Here is an 18,301-nt window from a genome sequence, read left to right as displayed (position 1 = left end):
GTTGGGGCCGGGGATAGCGCAGGGCTTCAGATAGTAATGCCCTGTTCGGCCAGGAATGTGACGAAGGCATCTTCGTCCAGCACCTTCACGCCCAGCTCAGCGGCCTTGGCAAGCTTGGACCCTGCCCCCGGCCCTGCCACCACGCAGTGGGTCTTGCCAGACACCGAACCGGCCACCTTGGCGCCCAGGCTTTCCAGCTTGTCCTTGGCGATGTCGCGGCTCATGCGTTCCAGGGTGCCGGTCAGCACCCAGGTCTGGCCAGCCAGCGGCAAGCCTTCGGCCACCTTCTTCTCGCTGCTCCAATGCATGCCGAACGCCAGCAACTGGGCTTCGATATCCCGCGCCAGCTTTTGATTCGCTTCATCCTTGAAGAACTCACGCACTGCGTCAGCCTGCTTGGCGGCCAGGGCCTGGCGCAGGTCGATGCCGTCGGCGGCGATGATCTTGTCCAGGCTGTCGAGCTTGGCCACCAGCTTCTCGGCACCGGTCGGGCCGACCGAGGCGATGTCGAGCTTGGCGATCATCCCGGCCAAGGTGGTGCTGGCAGCGAATTCGGCAGCCAGTTCGCCTTCGTCCTGTAATTGCATGCCGCTGGCCAGAAGCTGCTCAATGACCTTCTGGTTGTGCTCGTCTTCGAAGAAGTTGTGAATCTCGTAGGCCACTTCCAGGCCGATGTCCGGCAGGTAGGTAAGCACCTGCGGCAGCGCCTGCTGCACGCGCGCCAGGCTACCCAGCGAGCGGGCCAGTACCTTGGCGGTCTCTTCGCCTACGTCCGGAATGCCCAGGGCGTAGATGAAGCGCGCCAGGCTCGGGCGCTTGCTGGCTTCGATGGCATCGAGCAACTTCTTGCTGGACACCTCGGCAAAGCCTTCAAGCCCGACAACCTGCTCGAATTCCAGTTTGTACAGGTCTGCCGGCGAGCCGATCAGGCCTTCATCCACCAACTGCTCGACGCTTTTCTCACCCAGGCCGTCAATGTCCATGGCACGGCGCGACACGTAGTGAATGATCGCCTGCTTGAGCTGGGCACCACAGGCCAGGCGACCGACACAGCGGTACACCGCACCTTCGCTGGTAGTTGCCTTGCCTTTGCTGCGCTTGACCAGCTGGGTGCGTTCGACCTGCGAGCCACACACCGGGCACTCGCTCGGCACTTGTACCGGGCGGGCATCTTCCGGGCGGCGCTCCAGCACGACTTGCATCACCTGCGGGATCACGTCACCGGCACGGCGGATGATCACCGTGTCACCAATGCGCAGGCCCAGGCGGGCGATTTCGTCCATGTTGTGCAACGTGGCGTTGGACACGGTCACACCGGCCACCTTGACCGGCTTCAGGCGCGCCACAGGCGTTACGGCACCTGTGCGGCCAACCTGGAACTCGACGTCCAGCACCTCGGTCAGCTCTTCCATGGCCGGGAACTTGTGGGCAATCGCCCAGCGTGGCTCACGGGCACGGAAACCCAGCTCGCGCTGGGCCGCCAGGCTGTTGACCTTGAACACCACGCCGTCGATTTCGTAAGGCAGGCTATTGCGCCGCTCGCCAATGTCGCGGTAGTAGGCCAGGCATTCATCGATGCCGGCAGCGTGCCTGAGCTCGCGACTGATCGGCAGGCCCCAGGCCTTGAGCTGCTCGAGGGTGCCGATGTGGCTGTCGCCGATGCTCTCGGACACCTGGCCAACGCCATAGCAGCAGAACTCCAGGGGGCGGCTGGCGGTAATCTTCGAGTCCAGCTGACGCAGGCTGCCGGCGGCGGCGTTGCGCGGGTTGGCGAAGGTCTTGCCGCCGGCTTCGGCCTGGGCCGCATTGAGCCGGTCGAAACCAGCCTTGCTCATGTACACCTCACCGCGTACCTCCAGCACCGCCGGCCAGCCCTGGCCCTGCAGTTTGAGCGGGATGTTGCGCACGGTGCGCACGTTGGCGCTGATATCCTCGCCGGTGGTGCCGTCACCACGGGTGGCGCCCTGCACCAGCTGGCCGTCGCGGTACAGCAGGCTCACCGCCAGGCCGTCGAGCTTGGGCTCGCAGCTGTAGTCGACCGCACCGGGCTGGTCGAGGCCTTCTACCACGCGGCGACCGAACTCACGCAGGTCGGTTTCTTCGAAGGCGTTGCCCAGGCTGAGCATGGGCACTTCGTGGCGCACCTGGCTGAAGGCGGACAAAGCCTGGCCGCCGACGCGCTGGGTTGGCGAATCGGGGGTTACCAGGTGGGGGTTTTCAGCCTCAAGCGCCTTCAGTTCGTTGAACAGGCGGTCGTACTCGGCATCGGGCACGCTGGGTTCGTCGAGCACGTAGTAGCGGTAGTTGTGCTGGTCGAGTTCGGCACGCAGTTCGTGGATACGGGTTTCGGCGGTCATTTTCAGGGTCTCTTGCAAAGCAAAAAGAGCAGCCTGGGGTGGTGCCTGGGGCCTGGATTGGTAACTGCCTGACCCGGCCCTGTCGCCGGCAAGCCAGCTCCCACAGGTACACCACGAGCCTGGAAGGCAGTGATACACCTTTGAGAGCTGGCTTGCCGGCGACAGGGCCGGGTCGGGCAGTAACTCCCGAACCGACCAGCACGCCCTCAGGCTGCTCTTTCGTCTGGATCTGTCAGCGCTTCTGGGTCAGCGCACGGCGCTCGAACTCGACGATGCGCTGGCGGTAGTGCTCGATGGTCTGGGCCGTCAGCACGCTGCGCTGGTCGTCCTTGAGCTCGCCGTTGAGTTCGTGGGCCAGTTTGCGCGCCGCGGCGACCATCACGTCGAAGGCCTGCTTCGGATGACGCGGGCCCGGCAGGCCAAGGAAGAAGCTCACCGCACGGGTGCTGAAGTGGTCGATATCGTCCAGGTCGAACACGCCAGGTTTCACCGCGTTGGCCATGGAGAACAGCACTTCGCCGTGGCCGGCCATGCTCTCGTGGCGGTGGAAGATGTCCATTTCGCCGAAGCGCAGGCCGCTTTCCAGAATGTTCTGCAGCAGTGCCGGGCCTTTGAAGCCGCCTTCGTCACGGGAGATCACGCTGATCACCAGCACTTCCTCGGCCGGTGGCAGCTCCTTGAGGCTGGTGGCAGGCGCCGGGCTGCTGCTGCGGGTGTTGTCGGCGGCAAAGTCGTCATCGCTGTCGGCAAACAGGTCCGGCTCGCGCGTGTCGGCACTCAGGTTCAGGTCACCCTGCTGCACATCCGCCGCTGCGGTGGCGCGCTTGTTGCGCTTGCTGGCCTTGGCCGGCTTGGGCTCGCGTTCGCGATCACGCGAAGAAGCGCTGAGCGACGGCAGGTCGCTTTCGTCCAGCTCAGGCTCCTTGTGGGTGTCCAGCACACGCGACGGGCCGAGCACTTCGGCGCTGCCACCCTCTTCGTCCGGCTGGTTGGAATAACTGCGATCCAGACGGAATTTCAACTTGCCTTTCCCGCCGCGCATGCGGCGCCAGCCGTCGAAAAGAATCCCGGCAATGACAATGATGCCGATGACGATCAGCCACTCGCGCAGACCGATTTCCATGTAATCCCGTGCCTCTATAAAAATATGCTTGAAAACAAAGGGTTCAAAGCCCTTTAACACGTGGCGCCAACTCTATGTTCTGACAGGCGTTTTACCCACGCAAAAAACGAGTGACATTAAGCTAGCACGACCAAAGACAACTTTACACCGTCTGTCGCACATGACGGGGGCATTTCGTTCCAGAATGTGCCCCCATCGTCGCACATCAAGCGTCGACCATGGCCATGGCCGCCTCCACATCAACTGCAACAAGACGTGAACAACCTGGTTCATGCATGGTCACCCCCATCAATTGGTCCGCCATCTCCATGGCAATCTTGTTATGCGTGATGTAGATGAACTGCACGCTTTCACTCATTTCCTTGACCAGGCGCGCATAGCGCCCGACGTTGGCATCGTCCAGCGGTGCGTCGACCTCGTCGAGCATGCAGAACGGTGCGGGGTTCAACTTGAAGATGGCAAACACCAGCGCCAAAGCGGTCAGTGCCTTCTCGCCACCGGACAGCAGATGGATGGTGCTGTTCTTCTTGCCCGGTGGTCGCGCCATGATCGTCACCCCTGTATCGAGTAGATCTTCGCCCGTCAGTTCCAGATAAGCGCTGCCACCACCGAAAACTTTTGGGAAAAGTGCCTGTAATCCGGCATTTATCTGATCAAAGGTATCCTTGAAGCGGTTGCGCGTTTCCTTGTCGATCTTGCGGATGACGTTTTCCAGGGTCTCCAGGGCTTCGACCAGGTCGGCGTCCTGCGCGTCCAGGTAGCGCTTGCGCTCGGACTGCTGTTCATATTCCTCGATGGCGGCCAGGTTGATCGCGCCCAGGCGCTGGATGCGTGCTTCAAGCTGCTCCAGTTCCTGTTCGGTGCCCTGCTCGCTGGCCTCGGCCTCCAGGGTGGCGAGCACGCCTTGCAGGTCGTAGCCATCGGCCAGCAACTGCTCCTGCAGGGTTTTGCGTCGTACATCCAGGCCCTGGCACTCCAGGCGCAGTGTTTCCAGCTGGCCGCGCAGCAGTTGGGCTTGCTGCTCGGCCTGGGTGCGGCGTTTTTCGGCATCACGCAGTTCGCGGTCGGCTTCGTCCATGTGCAGGCGGGCCTTGCGCATTTCCTCGTCAACGCTCATGCGCCGCTCCAGCAGCTCTTCGAGCTTCAGGCGCAGTTCTTCCTGGGGGGCCTCGCCCTCTTCCAGGTTCAGGCTCAGTTGCTCCTGGCGCTCGGTAAGGCGCGCAGCCTGCTGCTCCAGGCGCTCCAGAGCCTGACGGGTGGAGTCGTGCTGGGCACGCAACGAGCCTAGGCGCACGGCCAACTGGTGGGCGTGGTCCTTGTGCTGGCGAGCCTCCTGGCGCACCCGGTCGAGGCCTTCGCGCAGGGTGTCGCGGCGGGCCATCAACTGCTCACGCTGCTCAGTATCCTGGGCCATCAGCTCCAGGGCTTCCTGCAGCAGCAAGCGCGCTTCACCTAGCTGCTCATGCTCCAGGGCGCGCTGCTCTTCGAGCTCGGCCAGTTCTTCAAGCAGCCGTCGACGGCGCAACTCGACCTGCTCGGCGCGGGCACGGCTGGCCGACAGGCTGGCGTTCAGTTCGCCATGCAGACGGTTTTCTTCCTGGGTGCGGCGGCGCAGCTGTTCGCGCTGCTCTTCCAGGTCCAGCTGCTGCTCGCGCAGGGCCTGCAGTTGTTGCTCCAACTGCTCCAGTGCCGCTTCCTGCTCATGTTGCTCCAGGCCCAGGCGCTCGATCTCCTGGCCGCGCGCCAGCACGCCGCCTTCAGCTTCACCACCGCGGCGCACCCGCAGGAAGTGCCGGCCTACCCAGTAGCCATCGCGGCTGACCAGGCTCTGCCCTTCGCCAAGCGACGCGCGCTGCGCCAGCGCCTGGGCCAGGTCGTCCACAGGTTTGACCTGGCCCAGCCAGGGCGCCAGGTCGATACGGCCCTCGACCTTTTCCAGCAGGCTGCCGGGCAACGACGCACACTTGCCGCTGGCCTGCAGCAAGCGCAGTTCACCTTGCTCAAGGCCTGTGAAATCGAGCGTATCGAAATCATCCACCAGCACGGCCTGCAGATCGGCGCCAAGCACCGTTTCTACTGCCAACTCCCAACCCGGCTCTACCCGCAAGCCTTCAGCCAGGCGTGGCTGTTGTTCCAGGCCTTGGCCTTGCAGCCAGTCTGCAGCACCGGCGCCCGGTTCCAGGGCGGCCTGCTGCAAGGCTTCAAGCGAGGCCAGTCGACCACCCAGGCGCTGCAGGTCGCCCTGCGCCTGCTGCTGGGCCTGGGTGGCCTGTTGCAGTTGCTCGCGCGCGCCTTCCAGGCGCTCCACTACCTGCTCTTCGGACAGCTGCAGTTCTTCCAGCAGCATTTCACTGCTGGCCAGTTGCTCGGCCAATTCGAGCATGGCCGCGTCCTGCGGGTCGCTACCCAGCTGCTCGCGCTCCTCGCCCAGCTTGCGCTGGCGCTCGGCCAAACGCTCCAGGCTGGCTTCCAGCTGTTGCAGGCGCGCCTGCTGTACTTCGGCCTGGCGGCGTGGCTCGGCGGAGCGGCTGTTGAAGCTGTCCCACTGCTCCTGCCAGCCGTGCATGCCCGACTCGGCTTCTTCAAGGGCCGCAGCGGCCTCTTCAGCGGCAGCCAGGGTCATTTCCTGCTCAGGTTCGAGCATGGCCAGCTCTTCGCCCAGGGTGGCCAGCAAGGTGCGGTCGTGGCCCAGGTGCGATTCGGTCTCCAGGCGTGTGCGCTCGGCTTCCTTGAAGTCGTCCTGCAACTGGCGCAGGCGCTGCTGGCCGTGCTGGATACTCTGTTCGACCCGGGCAATGTCACCGGCTACCGAGTAGAAGCGGCCCTGCACCTGGTTGAAGCGTTCGGACAATTCATGGTGGCCATCGCGCAGGCGCTCGATGCTGGCATCGGCGTTGCGCTGCTCGGCCACCAACGCCTCATGAGAGACATCCTGGTCGCCAATCACCGACTCGCGCTGGCGCACCTGCTCGTCCAGGCCGCGCCAGCGCAAGGCCGACAGGCGCGCCTTCGACTGGCGCTCCTGGGCCTTGTACTCGCGGTACTTCTCCGCCGCCTGGGCCTGGCGGTGCAGGCGCTCCAGCTGGCGTTCCAGCTCTTCGCGCAGGTCGGTCAGGCGTGCCAGGTTTTCCTGGGTGCGGCGGATGCGGTTCTCGGTTTCGCGGCGGCGCTCCTTGTACTTGGAGATGCCAGCGGCTTCCTCGATAAAGTTGCGCAGCTCCTCGGGCTTGGCCTCGATCAGCTTGGAGATCATCCCCTGCTCGATGATCGAATAGCTGCGCGGCCCCAGGCCGGTACCGAGGAAAATATCAGTGATGTCGCGTCGACGGCACTTGGTGCCGTTGAGGTAATAGCTGTTCTGCCCGTCGCGCGTGACCTTGCGGCGGATCGAAATTTCGGCGTAAGCGGCGTACTCGCCTACCAGGGTGGTTTCGCTGTTGTCGAACACCAGCTCGATGCTGGCCTGGCTGACCGGCTTGCGGCCGCTGGAGCCGTTGAAGATGACATCGGTCATCGACTCGCCGCGCAGGTTTTTTGCCGAGCTCTCGCCCATCACCCAGCGCACCGCGTCGATGATGTTGGACTTGCCGCAGCCATTGGGGCCGACCACGGCCGCCATGTTGCTGGGGAAATTGACCGTGGTCGGGTCGACGAACGACTTGAAGCCGGCCAGGCGAATGCACTTCAGGCGCATCGGTCAGCCTCGGGCCAGCGCCGCCAGCACCAGTTCGCAGCTGCGCTGGCCATAGGCGGTAAGCACCTCGCGAATGCGCGGCAGGTCGCGTGCGACAACGGCGTCGAGCAGGCGGGCGAACAGGTCGAGGTAGTCGATCATGTTGGCCTGGCGCTGGTCCAGCGACAGGTAGTAGGCACGGCTCATGGCCGGCTGCAGGTTTTCCACGGTTTCCTGCAGGAACGGGTTGTCGGCGAACGGATAGGCTGCGCGCATCACCGCGAAGCTATCGGCGACAAACGTCTTGATGTCGAGCTGGTCATGGGCACGCTGCAGGCGCTGCTGAATATCCAGAAACGGGCGCAGGTCGGCGTCGGTGCGCCATTTTTGCGCAACCGCATTGCCCAGCAGGATGTAGAACTCGCCCATCAAGGAACAGAGGCTGCGCACGCTGCGCTCGTCCAGCACGGTCACGTGGGCACCCCGACGCGGCAAGATCGCCACCAAGTGCCGGCGCTCGAGGATCAACAACGCTTCGCGCACCGAGCCACGGCTGACATTCAGGGCCAGGGTCACCTTCTGCTCCTGGATACGCTCGCCTGGCGCCAGCTCGCCGCGGATGATGCGTTCGGCCAGGTAATCGGCAATCTGCTCGGAGAGGCTGTCCGGGGCCTTGAACGTCATGGTTTTCCTTCAAAATCATTGAACTGGGCACAAGGGGCGGATTGTAGCGTATTTGGGCGGTAATCGCGCAGAGGGGCCTGGCGGTTTATTTGACCAGCCAGACAGCCGTGCGCCCGGCGCGATCTATGCTTGTTGTATGGGCAATGTATTCGGCCGGGCGGTGGCATGAGCAATTTCTTGACCTTTGAGTCAGAAAAATATTGACCTGCTGGACAGGTGTTGCTTAGAGTCCGCCCAACAACAATAAAACCATTGCGAGGCCATCCCCGTGATCCAGTTTCTCGTCAACCAGGAGCTGCGTAGTGAGCACGCCCTGGACCCGAACATGACGGTGCTGCAGTACCTGCGCGAGCACTTGGGCAAACCCGGCACCAAGGAGGGCTGCGCCAGTGGTGACTGCGGCGCCTGCACCGTGGTCGTCGGCGAATTGACCCAGGACGAACAAGGCAACGACAGCCTGCGCTACCGCAGCCTCAACTCGTGCCTCACCTTTGTCTCGTCGCTGCACGGCAAGCAACTGATCAGCGTCGAAGGCCTCAAGCATCAGGGCCAACTGCACAGCGTGCAACAGGCCATGGCCGATTGCCATGGCTCGCAATGCGGCTTCTGCACCCCAGGCTTTGTCATGTCGCTGTTCGCCCTGCAAAAGAACAGCAGCGGCCCTGACCTGCACCAGGCCCAGGAAGCCCTGGCCGGCAACCTGTGCCGCTGCACCGGTTACCGCCCGATCCTCGACGCCGCCGAGCAGAGCTGCCGCCAGCCCTGCCGCGACCAGTTCGATGCCCAGCAGGCGCACACCATCAGCCGCCTCAAGGCCATTACGCCGACCCAGACGGGCGAGCTGAACAGCGGCGACAAGCGTTGCCTGGTGCCCCTGACCGTGGCCGACCTGGCCGACCTGTACAGCTCACACCCCGAAGCCCGCCTGCTGGCCGGCGGTACCGACCTGGCCCTGGAAGTGACCCAGTTCCACAAGACCTTGCCGGTGATGATTTATGTCGGCCACGTGGCCGAGCTCAAGCGCATCGAAAAAACCCCCAGCCACCTGGAAATCGGCGCGGCCACCCCGCTTACCGACTGCTACGGCGCACTCCACGAGGAGTACCCGGACTTCGGCGACCTGCTGCACCGCTTCGCCTCGCTGCAGATTCGCAACCAGGGCACCCTGGGCGGCAATATCGGCAACGCCTCGCCCATCGGCGACTCGCCTCCCTTGCTGATTGCCCTGGACGCGCAGATCGTCCTGCGCCAAGGCGAGCGCCAGCGCACCATGGCACTGGAAGACTACTTCATCGACTACCGCATCACTGCCCGCCAGGACAGCGAGTTCATCGAGAAGATCATCGTGCCTCGCGCCACCAGCGACTGGGCGTTCCGCGCCTACAAAGTGTCCAAGCGCCTGGACGACGACATTTCTGCCGTATGCGCGGCCTTCAACCTGAGTATCGAAAACGGCGTGGTCAGTGGTGTGCGCATCGCCTTCGGCGGCATGGCGGCCATCCCTAAACGGGCCCGCGCCTGCGAAGCCGCATTGCGCGGCAAGCCGTGGAACCAGGCCGCCATCGAGCGTGCCTGCCAGGCCCTTGCCGAGGACTTCACACCGCTCAGCGACTTCCGCGCCAGCAAGGAATACCGCCTGCTGACCGCGCAGAACCTGCTGCGCAAGTACTTCATCGAACAGCAAACGCCGCACATCGAAACCCGGGTGACCGCTTATGTCTAACCATCACGTAGCCAAGAGCCAGGCCGAGATGGCCGAGCTGTTCAGCCAGGACCTGACCACCGGGGTGGGCCGCAGCGTCAAGCACGACAGCGCCGACAAGCATGTATCCGGCGAGGCGCTGTACATCGACGACCGCCTGGAATTCCCCAACCAGCTGCACGTCTATGCGCGCACCGCCGACCGCGCCCATGCGCGCATCCTGCGCATCGACACCACGCCGTGCTATGCCTTCGAGGGTGTGCGCATCGCCATCACCCACGAAGACATCCCCGGCCTGAAAGACATCGGCCCAGTGGTGGCCGGCGACCCGCTGCTGGCCATCGACAAGGTCGAGTTCTTCGGCCAGCCGGTGCTTGCCGTTGCCGCCCGCGACCTTGAAACCGCACGCCGCGCGGCCATGGCCGCGATCGTCGAATACGAAGACCTGGAGCCGGTGCTGGATGTGGTCGAGGCGCTGCGCAAGAAGCACTTCGTGCTTGACAGCCACACCCACCAGCGCGGCGATTCCGCTACCGCCCTGGCCAGCGCCCCACACCGCATTCAGGGCACGCTGCACATTGGCGGCCAAGAACACTTCTACCTGGAAACGCAGATTTCCTCGGTAATGCCCACCGAAGACGGCGGCATGATCGTCTACTGCTCCACGCAAAACCCCACCGAAGTGCAGAAACTGGTCGCCGAAGTGCTCGACGTGCCGATGAACAAGGTGGTGCTGGACATGCGCCGCATGGGAGGCGGCTTTGGTGGCAAGGAAACCCAAGCCGCCAGCCCGGCGTGCCTGTGCGCGGTAATTGCGCGCCTGACCGGCCAGCCCACCAAGATGCGCCTGCCGCGGGTCGAAGACATGACCATGACCGGCAAGCGCCACCCGTTCTACGTCGAGTACGACGTGGGCTTTGACGACACCGGCCGGCTGCACGGCATCAATTTCGACCTGGCCGGCAACTGCGGCTACTCGCCCGACCTGTCCGGTTCCATCGTTGACCGCGCCATGTTCCACTCCGACAACGCCTACTACCTGGGCGATGCCACCGTGCACGGCCACCGCTGCAAGACCAACACCGCCTCCAACACCGCCTACCGCGGCTTTGGCGGCCCGCAGGGCATGGTCGCCATCGAGCAGGTGATGGACCATATCGCCCGCCACCTGGGCCGCGACCCGCTGGCCGTGCGCAAGGCCAACTACTATGGCAAGACCGAACGCAACGTTACCCACTACTACCAGACCGTCGAGCACAACATGCTCGAAGAGATGACCGCCGACCTGGAAGCCAGCAGCGACTACGCCGAGCGCCGCGAGTCGATCCGCCGCTTCAACGCCAACAGCCCGGTGCTGAAGAAGGGCCTGGCGTTGACGCCGGTCAAGTTCGGCATTTCGTTCACCGCCACCTTCCTCAACCAGGCCGGTGCGCTGATCCACATCTACACCGATGGCAGCATTCACCTGAACCACGGCGGCACCGAGATGGGCCAGGGCCTGAACACCAAGGTGGCCCAGGTAGTGGCGCAGATCTTCCAGGTGGACTTCAGCCGCATACAGATCACCGCCACCAACACCGACAAGGTACCCAACACCTCGCCGACCGCAGCCTCCAGTGGCGCCGACCTGAATGGCAAGGCAGCGCAGAACGCTGCCGAAATCCTCAAGCGGCGCCTGACCGAGTTTGCCGCACGGCACTATCAGGTGACCGAAGAAGACGTCGAGTTCCGCAACGGCCATGTGCGCATGCGCGACCAGATCGTCAGCTTCGAGCAACTGGTGCAGCAGGCCTACTTCGCGCAGGTGTCGCTGTCCAGCACCGGGTTCTATCGCACGCCGAAAATCTTCTACGACCGCAGCCAGGCACGCGGCCGGCCGTTCTACTACTACGCCTTCGGCGCTGCCTGCGTGGAGGTGATCGTGGATACCCTGACCGGCGAATACAAGATGCTGCGGGCCGACATCCTGCACGACGTGGGTGACTCGCTTAACCCGGCCATCGACATTGGCCAGGTGGAGGGCGGCTTCATCCAGGGCATGGGCTGGCTGACCACCGAGGAACTGGTGTGGAACGCCAAGGGCAAACTGATGACCAACGGCCCGGCCAGCTACAAGATCCCGGCCGTCGCCGACATGCCGCTGGACCTGCGGGTGAAGCTGGTGGAAAACCGCAAGAACCCGGAAGACACCGTGTTCCATTCCAAGGCCGTGGGCGAGCCGCCGTTCATGCTCGGCATTGCGGCCTGGTGTGCGATCAAGGATGCCGTGGCCAGCCTGGCCGACTACCGCGTGCAGCCGAACATTGACGCGCCGGCGACACCGGAGCGGGTGCTGTGGGGTTGTGAGCAGATGCGCAAGGCGGTGGCTGCAGCGCAACCTGAAGCCCCAGAGTTGGAAACTGTGACTCAGTAACGCCGCGGTCCTTGTAGGAGCGGCCTTGTGCCGCGAAAGGGGCGCGCAGCGGCCCTAGGATCGGCACAGGAATGAAGATTTTGGGGGCTGCCATGCAGCCCTTTCGCGGCACAAGGCCGCTCCTACACAAAGCCGACCGCGTTGCACTGAAGAGGATTTGCATCATGCACCAATGGATCAACGCCCTCGCCGACCACCAGTCCCGTGGCGAAGCCTGCGTGCTGGTGACCATCATCGAGGAGCGCGGCTCGACCCCGCGCAACGCTGGCTCGAAGATGGTGGTCAGCGCCAGTGGCCTGTTCGACACCATCGGCGGCGGCCACCTGGAATACAAGGCCCTGCACATCGCCCGGCAAATGCTTGAAGAGCAGCGCACCACCCCGCACCTGGAGCGCTTCAGCCTCGGCGCCAGCCTTGGCCAGTGCTGTGGCGGCGTCACCGTGCTGCTGTTCGAGCCAATGGCCGCCGTGCAGGCGCAGATCGCCGTGTTCGGCGCGGGCCATGTCGGCCGGGCTCTGGTACCCTTGCTCGCCGCGCTGCCCTGCCGGGTGCGCTGGATCGATTCGCGTGAACAGGAATTCCCCGAGCTCATCCCCAACGGGGTGACCAAGGTCGTCAGTGAGGAACCGGTCGACGAAGTCGCGGGCCTGCCGCCAGGCTGCTACTGCATCGTCATGACCCACAACCACCAGCTCGACCTGGAGCTGACCGCTGCCATTCTCAAGCGCAACGATTTCACCTGGTTCGGCCTGATCGGCTCGAAGACCAAACGGGTCAAGTTCGAGCACCGCCTGCGCGAGCGCGGCTATGACGAGGCCGTAATGGCCCGCATGCGCTGCCCCATGGGCCTGGCCGAGGTCAAGGGCAAGCTGCCCATCGAGATCGCCGTGTCCATCGCCGGCGAGATCATCGCCACCTACAACGCCTGCTTCGGCCAGCACGACGCTGCGGCCAATGCCGGCCCCATTGCCCAGTTGCTGCCGCCCTCCCGGCGCAGCCAAGCTATTTGACGAGTGTGTTATGACCGTTACCCGTAAAGCCTACCGTGCCGCCATCCTGCACAGCATCGCCGACCCGGCCGAGGTGGGCCTGGAGGCTTCCCATGAGTACTTCGAAGACGGCCTGCTGGTGGTCGACGATGGCCGCATCAGCGCCATTGGCCACGCCAGCGAACTGCTGCCGACCCTGGACGCAGGCATCCCGGTGGAGCACTACCAGGACGCGCTGATCACCCCGGGTTTTATCGACACCCACATCCATTTCCCGCAAACCGGCATGATCGGCTCTTACGGCGAGCAACTGCTGGACTGGCTGAACACCTACACCTTCCCCTGCGAAAAGCAGTTCGCCGACAAAGCGCACGCCGACCAGGTGGCGAAAATCTTCCTCAAGGAACTGCTGCGCAACGGCACCACCACCGCATTGGTGTTCGGTAGCGTGCACCCGGAATCGGTCAACGCCCTGTTCGAAGAGGCCGAGCGCCTGGACCTGCGCCTGATTGCCGGCAAGGTGATGATGGACCGCAACGCCCCGGACTACCTGACCGACACCGCCGAATCCGGCTATGCCGAGAGCAAGGCGCTGATCGAGCGCTGGCATGGCAAGGGCCGCCTGCATTACGCAGTTACCCCGCGCTTCGCCCCGACCAGCACACCCGAACAGCTGACCCTGGCCGGCCAGTTACTCAAGGAACACCCGGGCGTGTACATGCACACGCACCTGTCGGAAAACCTCAAGGAAATCGACTGGGTCAAGTCGCTGTTCCCTGAGCAGAAGGGTTACCTGGACGTGTACGACCACTTCGAGCTGTTGGGCGAGCGCTCAGTGTTTGCCCACGGCGTGCACCTGTGCGACGACGAATGCCAGCGCCTGGCCGAAACCGGCTCGGCCGTGGCCTTCTGCCCCACCTCCAACCTGTTCCTCGGCAGCGGCCTGTTCAACCTGCCCCAGGCTGAGCGCTTCAAGGTCAACGTAGGCCTGGGTACCGACGTCGGCGCCGGCACCAGCTTCTCGCTGCTCAACACCCTGAACGAAGCGTACAAGGTGATGCAGCTGCAAGGCGCGCGCCTGCACCCGTACAAGTCGCTGTACCTGGCCACCCTCGGCGGCGCCCGCGCGCTACGCCTGGACGAGCGCATCGGCAGCCTGCGCCCGGGCAACGATGCCGACTTCGTGGTGCTGGACTACAAGGCCACGCCGCTGCTGGACTACCGTATTCAGCAGTCCAACAGCATCGAAGAGACCCTGTTCGTGCTCACCACCCTGGGCGATGACCGCACTGTGCGCGAAACCTACGCTGCCGGGCGTTGCGTGCACCAGCGCTAAGGCTCTTTTGCAAGGCCCCGGTACAGCGCGCCGCCGATTGCAGCGCCGATCAGCGGCGCCACCCAGAACAGCCACAGTTGCTGCAGGGCCCAGCCCCCGACGAACAAGGCCGGCCCCGTGCTACGCGCGGGGTTGACCGAGGTGTTGGTGATCGGGATCGATATCAGGTGGATCAGGGTCAGGGCCAGGCCGATGGCTATCGGCGCAAAACCTGCCGGCGCCCGGGAATCGGTCGCCCCCATGATCACCACCAGGAACATCGCCGTCATCACCACTTCACTGATGAAACCCGCACCCAGCGTATAACCACCGGGCGAGTGGTCGGCATAGCCGTTTGAAGCCAATCCCGACGACAACTCGAAACCGGCCTTGCCGCTGGCGATGAGGTAGATCACACCCGCTGCCAGGATGGCGCCAATCACTTGTGCGATCACGTAGGGCAACAGCTCTTTGGCCGGAAACCGCCCGCCCACCACTAGCCCGAACGACACGGCGGGGTTCAAATGGCAACCCGAGATATGGCCGATGGCGAACGCCATGGTCAGTACGGTGAGGCCGAAGGCGAAAGCGACACCGAGCACACCGATGCCGAGAGGGGAACTGGCTGCGAGTACTGCACTGCCACAGCCGCCAAGGACCAGCCAGAAGGTGCCGATCAGTTCGGCACCCATGCGTTTACCGAGGGACATGCTCATGAATCCATCCTCAAGAAGTTGAACGCAGCGAATGCGCAAGCCCAACTGCTTGATGAAGGTTTGCTCACAAGAATTTAGCAGACGTTTGGCTTAGGGCCAGAAATGACTGGGGGGCGCTCGCGACCCATTCGCAGCACAAGGCTGCTCCTACAGGGATCGCGTAACGCCTGTAGGAGCAGCCTCGTGCTGCGAATGGGCTGCAAAGCAGCCCCCTTCAATCACCTTGGCAAACGATCAACCCTTGGCGGAAACCTTGGGCTTTTTCAGCAAATGCGAGAACACCGCGTGCAGATCGTCCGAGGCGCTCTCCTCGTCCAGGTTCAGCTTGCTGTCGATGTGGTCCATGTGGTGCATCATCAGGCTCACGGCCTGCTCGGCATCACGCGCCTCGATGGCATCGATCAGCTGCATGTGCTCGTCATACGAGCAATGCGAGCGGTTGCCGCTTTCGTACTGGGCAATGATCAGCGAAGTCTGCGACACCAGGCTGCGCTGGAAGCTCACCAGCGGCGCATTGCCCGCGGCTTCCGCAAGCTTGAGGTGGAACTCGCCGGAAAGACGAATGCCGGCACCGCGATCACCGCGAGAGAAGCTGTCGCGCTCTTCGCGCACCATCTGGCGCAGTTCGTTGAGCTGATCCAGGGTGGCATGCTGCACGGCCAGTTCGGTAATGGCCCGCTCCACCATGCGCCGCGAGAAGAACACCTGGCGCGCCTCTTCTACCGTGGGGCTGGCCACCACTGCACCGCGGTTCGGCCGCAGCAGCACCACGCTTTCGTGGGCCAGGCGCGACAGGGCGCGGCGGATGATGGTGCGGCTGACGCCGAAGATTTCGCCCAGCGCTTCCTCGCTCAACTTGGTGCCCGGCGCCAGGCGCTGCTCGAGGATCGCCTCGAAAATGTGCGCGTAGACGATGTCGTCCTGGGTACCACTGCGGCCGGCCTTGCCGACACGTGCAGGTTTCTTCAGAGGTTGCAGCTGTTCGTTCATGGGCTCTCGAGGCACGAAGAGAAAGTATGGCGCCATTGTACACAGGCTGAGGCGATTCCGCAGGTGGCGTTTTACCTATATAGCCGTTGTACGACGCATTGCGCACACAAAACATAAAACATTATTTGCATTCTTTGTACACAAAAGCATAATCCACCGAGCAACTTCTTGACCCGCGAGTCAATAAAACGGTCAGACGTCTGCCTTCCCTCGCGGAGCCGCCAAGTGCATTGCGCAGGAAACTGGCTCCATAACAACAAGAAAGACTTGAGGAGTACTCGCTGTGGAAAGCCGCAAATCCGAAGCCCCTACGCTGGATCTCGCCCCACCGCTCGAAACAAGCTGGCTGGAGCGGATTTTCAAACTCAAGCAACATGGCAGCACCGTCAAAACCGAAATGATCGCCGGGGTGACCACCTTCATCACCATGGCCTACATCATCTTCGTCAACCCCAACATCATGGCCGACGCCGGCATCGACCATGGTGCCGCTTTCGTCGCCACCTGCATCGCCGCCGCGCTGGGCTGCCTGCTGATGGGCCTGTACGCCAACTGGCCGGTGGGCCTGGCGCCGGGCATGGGGCTTAACGCCTTCTTCACCTACACCGTGGTCGGCACCATGGGCTACAACTGGGAAACGGCACTGGGGGCGGTGTTCGTCTCGGGCGTGCTGTTCATGTTCCTGACCTTGTCGAAAGTGCGCGAATGGTTGCTCAACAGCATCCCGGTCAGCCTGCGCCATGCCATGGGGGCCGGCGTCGGATTGTTTCTCGGGCTGATCGGCCTGAAAACGGCAGGCATCATCGTCGACAGCCCCGCCACCCTGATCAAGCTGGGCTCGCTGCATGAGCCGGGGCCGCTGCTGGCGGCCGTGTGCTTCCTGCTGATTGCCATCCTCAGCTACAAGCGGGTATTTGGCGCGATCCTGATCAGCATCATTGGCGTCACCCTGGCGGGTTGGGGCCTGGGCCTGGTCAAGTTTGGCGGGGTGATGTCGATGCCGCCAAGCCTGGCACCGACCTGGATGGCCATGGACGTGGCCGGGGTGTTCAACGTCAGCATGATCAGCGTGGTACTGGCGTTCCTGTTCGTGCACATGTTCGACACCGCTGGCACGCTGATGGGGGTTGCCCAGCGAGCGAACCTGGTAGCGCCGGACGGGCGTATCGAAGGCCTGTCACGCGCATTGAAGGCCGACAGTGCTTCCAGCGTATTCGGTGCTGTGGTCGGCGTGCCTCCAGTGACCAGTTATGTGGAGAGTGCCGCAGGTGTGGCCGCAGGTGGTCGTACCGGCCTCACTGCGGTGGTGGTTGGCCTGCTGTTCATCGCCGCGATGTTCTTCGCCCCACTGGCCGGGATGATTCCGGCCTACGCAACGGCGGGTGCGTTGATCTACGTGGCAATGCTGATGATGGGCAGCATGGCGCACATCCATTGGGACGAAGCCACCGACAGCATTCCGGCGATTGTCACGGTCATCATGATGCCGCTGACCTTCTCCGTTGCCGATGGTATCGCGCTGGGTTTCATCACCTACGTCGCGTTGAAGGCAGGCACCGGCAAGTACAAGGAAATCTCGGCCAGCCTGTGGGTGCTGTGCGCCATCTTCATTGCCAAGTTCGTGTTCCTCTAAGCACCGGTAGCCTGGCTATAGAGTTTTAGTGTGTTCGAGATCGAGCGCCGCGCGAGCGGCGCTCGATTTCATTTCGGCTATAAAACCCACGCCGAACACCCCGCATCACCCACCACTTTCCTGCAGACGAAAAAAAGCCCGCCAGTGTGAGAGCGGGCCAAAGGACCTACGAAGATTCTTCTAGCGACCAACTAGCTTCCACGATAGGTCGAATAGCTGTACGGCGAGATCAGCAGCGGCACGTGGTAGTGCTCCTGCGACTCGTCGATGCCAAAGCGCAGCACAACAACATCCAGAAACGCCTGGGCCGGCAACTGCACGCCACGGGCGCGGTAGTAATCGCCAGCGCTGAACTGCAACTGGTAAACACCGGTGCGGTAGTCGTCACCCTGCAGCAGCGGCGCGTCGACACGGCCATCGCTGTTGGTCAGGGCGGTGTTCACCAGCTCCAGCTGCTGGCCTTCGACGCGGTACAGCTCGACCTTGATCGAGCTGCCCGGACAGCCATGCGCGGCATCCAGTACGTGTGTGGTCAAACGTCCCATTGCGTGTCGCCTCTTGTTCAATCTGTGGGCAAAAAATACTCAGCCATCGCACCAGCATAGCGCCTGCGGCAGGCGGGAATGACGCCATTAAGACATTCCATCGCCGGATTGTACACAATTTTTTAAACCCATCTGTCGCACCCGGCATTTCCTGCCCCTAA

General features: G+C 63.3%; 12 protein-coding genes. 5 read left to right on the top strand and 7 right to left on the bottom strand.

Annotated features, from left to right (window positions below):
* Positions 1–26 precede the first annotated feature (26 nt).
* From ligA to SB756_RS00700, 4 genes are all read right to left on the bottom strand, one after another.
* A complete protein-coding gene (ligA, locus tag SB756_RS00715; protein ID WP_341796383.1) occupies positions 27–2,357 on the bottom strand; it encodes an NAD-dependent DNA ligase LigA in 2,331 nt (776 codons plus the stop codon).
* Positions 2,358–2,589: 232 nt separating this feature from the next.
* Positions 2,590–3,480 carry a cell division protein ZipA gene (gene zipA, locus SB756_RS00710; RefSeq protein WP_049272885.1) on the bottom strand — a complete coding sequence of 297 codons (891 nt, stop codon included), beginning with the start codon at positions 3,478–3,480 and terminating at the stop codon, positions 2,590–2,592.
* A gap of 205 nt (positions 3,481–3,685) precedes the next feature.
* The gene (gene smc / locus SB756_RS00705) at positions 3,686–7,174 is read right to left on the bottom strand and encodes a chromosome segregation protein SMC (protein WP_410909981.1); all 3,489 of its coding nucleotides are present in this window, start codon (positions 7,172–7,174) and stop codon (positions 3,686–3,688) included.
* Positions 7,175–7,177: 3 nt separating this feature from the next.
* Positions 7,178–7,837, bottom strand: coding sequence for a GntR family transcriptional regulator (locus SB756_RS00700; protein WP_016498621.1), 660 nt, complete (start codon positions 7,835–7,837; stop codon positions 7,178–7,180).
* A 268-nt stretch (positions 7,838–8,105) separates the two neighbouring features.
* Here SB756_RS00700 and xdhA point away from each other — a divergent pair, with 268 nt between their 5' ends.
* The 4 genes from xdhA to guaD all read left to right on the top strand — a co-directional run bounded on the left by xdhA (position 8,106) and on the right by guaD (position 14,277).
* Entirely contained in the window at positions 8,106–9,560 is a 1,455-nt protein-coding gene (xdhA, locus tag SB756_RS00695) for a xanthine dehydrogenase small subunit (RefSeq protein WP_410909980.1), read from the top strand.
* Positions 9,553–11,952 (top strand): xanthine dehydrogenase molybdopterin binding subunit, encoded by a 2,400-nt coding sequence (xdhB, locus tag SB756_RS00690; RefSeq protein WP_341796386.1) that lies wholly within the window; start codon positions 9,553–9,555, stop codon positions 11,950–11,952. Before xdhA ends, xdhB begins: the two co-directional genes overlap by 8 nt.
* 164 nt (positions 11,953–12,116) lie before the next feature.
* The gene (gene xdhC, locus SB756_RS00685) at positions 12,117–12,962 is read left to right on the top strand and encodes a xanthine dehydrogenase accessory protein XdhC (RefSeq protein WP_410909979.1); all 846 of its coding nucleotides are present in this window, start codon (positions 12,117–12,119) and stop codon (positions 12,960–12,962) included.
* 10 nt (positions 12,963–12,972) lie between these two features.
* On the top strand, positions 12,973–14,277 hold the full coding sequence (gene guaD, locus SB756_RS00680) for a guanine deaminase (protein WP_174370607.1): 1,305 nt from the start codon (positions 12,973–12,975) through the stop codon (positions 14,275–14,277).
* Here guaD and aqpZ read toward each other — a convergent pair.
* Together aqpZ and SB756_RS00670 are read right to left on the bottom strand one after the other, a co-directional pair.
* The gene (gene aqpZ / locus SB756_RS00675) at positions 14,274–14,972 is read right to left on the bottom strand and encodes an aquaporin Z (protein ID WP_059395748.1); all 699 of its coding nucleotides are present in this window, start codon (positions 14,970–14,972) and stop codon (positions 14,274–14,276) included. The genes guaD and aqpZ overlap by 4 nt on opposite strands.
* A 234-nt stretch (positions 14,973–15,206) precedes the next feature.
* The gene (locus tag SB756_RS00670; protein ID WP_012273431.1) at positions 15,207–15,962 is read right to left on the bottom strand and encodes a GntR family transcriptional regulator; all 756 of its coding nucleotides are present in this window, start codon (positions 15,960–15,962) and stop codon (positions 15,207–15,209) included.
* A gap of 283 nt (positions 15,963–16,245) precedes the next feature.
* Here SB756_RS00670 and SB756_RS00665 point away from each other — a divergent pair, with 283 nt between their 5' ends.
* Entirely contained in the window at positions 16,246–17,595 is a 1,350-nt protein-coding gene (locus tag SB756_RS00665; protein WP_410909978.1) for an NCS2 family permease, read from the top strand.
* A gap of 191 nt (positions 17,596–17,786) precedes the next feature.
* On the opposite strand, the gene uraH is transcribed toward SB756_RS00665, so the two are convergent.
* Positions 17,787–18,140 (bottom strand): hydroxyisourate hydrolase, encoded by a 354-nt coding sequence (uraH, locus tag SB756_RS00660; protein ID WP_003254328.1) that lies wholly within the window; start codon positions 18,138–18,140, stop codon positions 17,787–17,789.
* Between the last annotated feature and the right edge of the window lie 161 nt (positions 18,141–18,301).

Origin of the sequence: Pseudomonas sp. SIMBA_068 (assembly GCF_046534705.1) — a bacterium.
Taxonomy (GTDB): domain Bacteria; phylum Pseudomonadota; class Gammaproteobacteria; order Pseudomonadales; family Pseudomonadaceae; genus Aquipseudomonas; species Aquipseudomonas putida.
The sequence above is the reverse complement of the archived record's forward strand: the minus strand, read 5'-3'. Positions and strand labels throughout refer to the sequence as shown.

Excerpts from the sequence above, each read along its gene's own strand:
- SB756_RS00700 (WP_016498621.1), bottom strand. The coding sequence starts at position 7,837 with ATGACGTTCAAGGCCCCGGACAGCCTCTCCGAGCAGATTGCCGATTAC.
- ligA (WP_341796383.1), bottom strand. The coding sequence starts at position 2,357 with ATGACCGCCGAAACCCGTATCCACGAACTGCGTGCCGAACTCGACCAG.
- xdhB (WP_341796386.1), top strand. The coding sequence starts at position 9,553 with ATGTCTAACCATCACGTAGCCAAGAGCCAGGCCGAGATGGCCGAGCTG.
- zipA (WP_049272885.1), bottom strand. The coding sequence starts at position 3,480 with ATGGAAATCGGTCTGCGCGAGTGGCTGATCGTCATCGGCATCATTGTC.
- smc (WP_410909981.1), bottom strand. The coding sequence starts at position 7,174 with ATGCGCCTGAAGTGCATTCGCCTGGCCGGCTTCAAGTCGTTCGTCGAC.
- SB756_RS00670 (WP_012273431.1), bottom strand. The coding sequence starts at position 15,962 with ATGAACGAACAGCTGCAACCTCTGAAGAAACCTGCACGTGTCGGCAAG.
- aqpZ (WP_059395748.1), bottom strand. The coding sequence starts at position 14,972 with ATGAGCATGTCCCTCGGTAAACGCATGGGTGCCGAACTGATCGGCACC.
- guaD (WP_174370607.1), top strand. The coding sequence starts at position 12,973 with ATGACCGTTACCCGTAAAGCCTACCGTGCCGCCATCCTGCACAGCATC.
- uraH (WP_003254328.1), bottom strand. The coding sequence starts at position 18,140 with ATGGGACGTTTGACCACACACGTACTGGATGCCGCGCATGGCTGTCCG.
- xdhC (WP_410909979.1), top strand. The coding sequence starts at position 12,117 with ATGCACCAATGGATCAACGCCCTCGCCGACCACCAGTCCCGTGGCGAA.